At 74.6% G+C, this 4,852-nt stretch carries 5 protein-coding genes; 4 read left to right on the top strand and 1 reads right to left on the bottom strand.

Translation table 11 applies throughout. The features are described 5' to 3' along the window. Nucleotides 1–74: 74 nt before the first annotated feature. Nucleotides 75–917 carry a DegV family protein gene (locus ACTUAL_RS07390; RefSeq protein WP_096496708.1) on the bottom strand — a complete coding sequence of 281 codons (843 nt, stop codon included), beginning with the start codon at nucleotides 915–917 and terminating at the stop codon, nucleotides 75–77. Nucleotides 918–1,172: 255 nt separating this feature from the next. Between ACTUAL_RS07390 and ACTUAL_RS07395 the strand changes: the two genes are divergently transcribed. The 4 genes from ACTUAL_RS07395 to ACTUAL_RS07410 form a co-directional block, all read left to right on the top strand. Beyond that, nucleotides 1,173–1,952, top strand: a complete 780-nt coding sequence (locus ACTUAL_RS07395) for an electron transfer flavoprotein subunit beta/FixA family protein (protein WP_440899714.1) — start codon at nucleotides 1,173–1,175, stop codon at nucleotides 1,950–1,952. A 20-nt stretch (nucleotides 1,953–1,972) separates the two neighbouring features. Continuing rightward, entirely contained in the window at nucleotides 1,973–2,932 is a 960-nt protein-coding gene (locus ACTUAL_RS07400; protein ID WP_096496706.1) for an electron transfer flavoprotein subunit alpha/FixB family protein, read from the top strand. A gap of 225 nt (nucleotides 2,933–3,157) precedes the next feature. Next, nucleotides 3,158–3,928, top strand: coding sequence for a GNAT family N-acetyltransferase (locus ACTUAL_RS07405; protein WP_096496705.1), 771 nt, complete (start codon nucleotides 3,158–3,160; stop codon nucleotides 3,926–3,928). Next, the coding region (locus tag ACTUAL_RS07410) for a lysophospholipid acyltransferase family protein (protein WP_440899715.1) at nucleotides 3,928–4,852 on the top strand (925 nt) is incomplete at its 3' end. The genes ACTUAL_RS07405 and ACTUAL_RS07410, both read left to right, overlap by 1 nt.

The raw sequence follows: 4,852 nt of genomic DNA on the forward strand, positions 1-4,852 counted from the left end.
CCTTCTCCTTCCCCGCACCGTCCAACTTCCCACCCCGCCCAACGGTCAAACCCCCACCCGAGTTCCGAACCGGGCTAAACCGGCGAAACGGTCACCCCGATGGCGCCCGGACCGACGTGCGCCCCGACCGCCGAGCTGACCGGCGCGAGCATCGCCTGCCGCACCCTCGGCACCCGCCCGCGCAGCTCCTCCAGCACCGACTGGGCCCGCTCGAGCGCGTCGAAGTGCTCCACCGCGACGTCCACCTCGAACTCACCCGCCCGCCGCACCGCCACGTCCACGGCCCGCCGCAGCGCCCGCTCCCCGCCGACGACCCGCTCCAGCGGCACGATCCGCCCACCGTCCACGGTCAGCAGCGGCTTCACCGCGAACGCCGACCCGAGCAGCGCCGCCGCCGCGCCGACCCGCCCGCCGCGCCGCAGGAACTCCAGCGTGTCCACGTAGATCACCTCGGTGCACCGCCCCGCCGTCCGCCGCGCCGCGTCCGCGACCCTGGCCGCGTCCCCGCCCGCCCGCGCCGCCGCTGCCGCCGCGAGCACCGCGTACCCCAGGCTCGTCCCGGCCGTCCCGCTGTCCACCACGGTCACCGGCACCCGCGCCTGCGTCGCCGCCTCGCGGGCCGCCTCGAAGGTGCGGGACAGCGCGCCCGACACGTGCACCGACACCACCGCCTGCGCGCCCGCCGCCGCGAGGTCCGAGTAGGTCCAGAAGAACGCGCCGGGGTCGGGCGGGGCCGTGCTCACGGGTGTTCCCGAGCGCATCGCGGCCACCAGTTCGGCCACCGGGACGCGCGCCTCGTCGTCCGTCCGGTCGCCGAGCCTCACCTGGATCTGCACGACGCCGATGCCCATCTGGTCGGTGACGCGCTCGGGCAGGCACGCGGCCGAGTCGGTGACGATGGCAACTCTCCGGTACATGGGCCCGACGCTAGCCTGATAGGGGGTTACCGGGGGTCGCCCCCAACGGCCCCCCGAGGGTTTCCCGGTGAGCAGGGTCACGTCCCGAAGGTGCGGAACCGGCTGCTACTCGTGGGTAACATCGTGGTGGCCGACACCACCGTGCCAACGCGGTGCCGACATGGCAGGGTCACACCGGCAATCCGGCGACCCACGGCTGAAGCACGGTCGCCCAGTCACGTCCGCCGCCCGTCCGCAGGAGGTCGAAGAGGACCCATGAACATTGTCGTCCTGGTCAAGCAGGTGCCCGACACCTGGTCCGAGCGCAAGCTCAGCGACGCCGACCACACCCTCGACCGCGACGCCGCGGACGCCGTGCTCGACGAGATCAACGAGCGCGCCGTCGAGGAGGCGCTGGTCCTCCAGGCCGCGCACGGGGGCGAGGTGACGGTCCTCTCGATGGGTCCCGACCGCGCGACCGACGCCATCCGCAAGGCCCTCTCCATGGGCGCGGACAAGGCGATCCACGTGTCCGACCCCGCGCTGCACGGCTCCGACGCGCTCACCACCGCCAAGGTCCTCGCCAAGGCGCTGGCGACGGTCGAGTTCGACCTCGTCATCGCGGGCAACGAGGCCACCGACGGCCGCGCGGGCGCCGTGCCCGCCATCCTGGCCGAGCTGCTGGGCCTGCCCCAGCTCACGCACGTCCGCAAGGTCACCGTCGAGGGCGGCGTGGTCAAGGCCGTCCGGGAGACCGACGAGGGCGTCGCGCACCTGGAGGCGGGCCTCCCGGCCGTGCTGAGCGTCAACGAGAAGATCAACGAGCCCCGGTACCCGTCCTTCAAGGGCATCATGGCCGCGAAGAAGAAGCCGGTGACCACCCTCACCGCCGCGGACCTCGGTCTGGGCGCGGACGAGGTCGGTCTCGGCGCCGCGTGGACGCAGGTCGTCGAGGCGGCTCCCAAGCCGCCGCGCACCGCCGGTCAGCGCGTCGAGGACGAGGGCGACGGCGGTTCCAAGATCGCCGAGTACCTCGTCGGCCAGAAGCTCATCTGAAGGGGAAGGGGGAACAAGGAATGCCTGAGGTCCTGGTCCTCGTCGACCACGTCGACGGCGAGGTCAAGAAGGTCACCCATGAGCTGCTATCCGCCGCGCGCCGTATCGGCGACCCGGCCGCGGTGGTGGTCGGATCGCCCGGCGTCACGGGCAAGGTGAAGGACTCCCTGGCCCGCTACGGCGCGGTCAAGGTCTACGCGGCCGAGTCCGCCGACGCGGACGCCCTCCTGGTCACCCCGAAGGTCGACGCCCTGCAGGCCGTCGCCGCCACCGCCTCCCCGGCCGCCGTGCTGATCTCGGCGACGCTGGAGGGCAAGGAGGTCGCGGGTCGGCTGGCCGCGCGGCTGGGCTCCGGCCTGCTGTACGACGCGGTCGACGTGGACGCCGACGGCTCCGTGACGCAGTCCGTCTTCGGCGGCGCGTTCGTGGTCAAGGCCAAGTCCACCCGGGGCGTGCCGGTCATCGCCGTGCGCCCCGGCGCCGTCGAGGCCGAGGAGGCCCCGGCCGAGGCGGCCGAGGTCGCCGTCGAGCTGCCCGCCACCGACGCCGCCAAGGTCACCAGGGTGACCGGCCGCGAGGTCCTGGTCGGCGGCGACCGGCCCGAGCTGACCGAGGCGACCGTCGTCGTCGCGGGTGGCCGGGGCGTCGGCAGCGCGGAGAAGTTCGACGTCGTGGAGAAGCTCGCGGACGTGCTCGGCGCGGCCGTCGGCGCCTCCCGCGCGGCGGTCGACTCCGGCTACTACCCGCACCAGTTCCAGGTCGGCCAGACCGGCAAGACGGTGTCGCCGCAGCTGTACATCGCGCTCGGCATCTCCGGCGCGATCCAGCACCGGGCCGGGATGCAGACCTCGAAGACCATCATCGCGGTCAACAAGGACCCGGAGGCCCCGATCTTCGAGATCGCGGACTACGGCGTGGTGGGCGACCTGTTCACCGTCGTCCCGCAGCTGACCGGCGAGGTCGAGAAGCGCAAGGGCTGAGCACCCGCTCCAGCCAGGTCCGAGTGCCGTCCCGCGACGCGGGGCGGCCCTCCGGCTCTTCCCCCTGGAAATACCCGGATTTCGACGAGCGGACCACCGGCGGATTGCCGGGAGGCGTACCCGGCGGAAATGCCGATCACCCCGGCGCGCAGTTCACCCGGCTGCCACCGAGGCGTCACCGGAAAAACCTGACAACCGTCGCCGAGCGCTCGGTACACACGTGCCATGACGCAGCCGCAACTGCTTGTCAGCACCGGGAGCACCGCCGAGCGCGGCGCGGGCTACTCCCTCCTGGTCGCCAGGGACGGCGACGAGGTCGTCGCCGCGCAACGCCTGCGGCACCGGGTCTTCGCCGAGGAGATGGGCGCGGCCCTGAGCACCCCCGTCCCCGGCCTCGACATCGACCCCTTCGACGAGTTCTGCGACCACCTCGTGGTCCGCGACGACGCCACCGGCGAGATCGTGGGCACCTACCGGATGCTGCCGCCGGAGCGGGCGCGCGAGGCGGGCGGCCTCTACTCCGACACCGAGTTCGACCTGACCGCGCTCGACGGCCTGCGCCCGCAGATCGTCGAGACCGGCCGCTCCTGCGTGCACCCCGACCACCGCTCCGGCGCGGTCGTCTCCCTGGTGTGGGCCGGGATCGCCCGGTACATGCTGCTGTCCGGGCACTCCTGGCTGGTCGGCTGCGCCTCCGTGCCGCTGGGCGACGGCGGCGCGCACGCGGCGGGCGTGTGGGACCAGGTGTCGGCCAAGAACCTCGCCCCCGAGGAGCACCGGGTCGTGCCGCGCTCGCCGTGGGACGTGGACGCGGTCGCGCGCGGCGGGCGGGTCGCGGTGCCGCCGCTGCTCAAGGGGTACCTGCGGCTCGGCGCGTGGGTGTGCGGGCGGCCCGCGCACGACCCGGCGTTCGGCGTGGCGGACCTGCTCGTGCTGCTGTCCATGGAGCGGGTCGACCAGCGGTACCTGAAGTTCTTCCTGGGCGAGGTCGGCTGATGGCCGCGCACGCCTGGATGCCCCTGTCGCCGTGCGGCGACGGGTGCGTGGCCGAGGGCGCGACGGTCGGCAGGGCGCGGGCGGCGCTGCGGTTCTCCGGGCTGGCGGGCGTGCTGGCCGCCGGGGCGCTCGTGGCGCCTGCCGCGCTGGTGCTGCGCGGGCGGGCGCGGGAAGCGCTGCTGCGCGGGTGGTTCCGGCTGATGGTGCGGGCCTCCGGGGTCGAGGCGCGCGTGGTGGGGGAGCGGCGGTTCCAGGGCACGCCGGGGCGCGGGGTGCTCGTGGTCGCCAACCACGTGTCCTGGTTGGACGAGCTGGTCATCGACTCGGTGCAGCCCATCCGGATCGTCGCCAAGCGCGACATCCGGTCGTGGCCGGTGCTCGGCTGGGTCATCACCGCCGCGCGCACCGTCTACCTGGACCGGGAGCGGCTGCGGCTGCTGCCGGGGACGGTCGCGGAGCTGGCGGCGGCGCTGCGGTCCGGCGCGGCGGTGGGGGTGCACGCGGAGGGGACGACCTGGTGCGGCAGCGAGTCGGGGCCGTTCCGGCCCGCGCTGTTCCAGGCCGCGCTCGACGCGGGCGTGCCGGTGCGGCCGGTGGCGCTGCGGTACCTGCGCGGCGGGGTGGCGACCACGCGGCCCGCGTACGTGGGGGCGGACGGGCTGCTGGACGCGATCTGGCGGGTGGTGCGGACCGGCGGGCTGGTCGTGGAGGTGCACGTGCTGGACGAGATCGCGCCCGGCCGCGCGGCCGACCGGCGGGAGCTGGCGGCGCTGGCGCAGTCGGCCACCGAGCGGGTGCTGCCGCCGGGGACGGCGGTGGGGGCGGGGCACCGGGCCGTCGTGGCGGCGCGGGCTCCGGGGATGGTCGCGCCGGGGGCTCCGGCCGGGGTGGTCCTGCCGCCGGTGGTCGCGCCGCCGGTGGTCG

Source organism: Actinosynnema sp. (assembly GCF_052038725.1).

Coding starts and splice junctions, on each gene's coding strand:
- ACTUAL_RS07390 (WP_096496708.1), bottom strand. CDS start 917: ATGTACCGGAGAGTTGCCATCGTCACCGACTCGGCCGCGTGCCTGCCC.
- ACTUAL_RS07395 (WP_440899714.1), top strand. CDS start 1,173: ATGAACATTGTCGTCCTGGTCAAGCAGGTGCCCGACACCTGGTCCGAG.
- ACTUAL_RS07400 (WP_096496706.1), top strand. CDS start 1,973: ATGCCTGAGGTCCTGGTCCTCGTCGACCACGTCGACGGCGAGGTCAAG.
- ACTUAL_RS07405 (WP_096496705.1), top strand. CDS start 3,158: ATGACGCAGCCGCAACTGCTTGTCAGCACCGGGAGCACCGCCGAGCGC.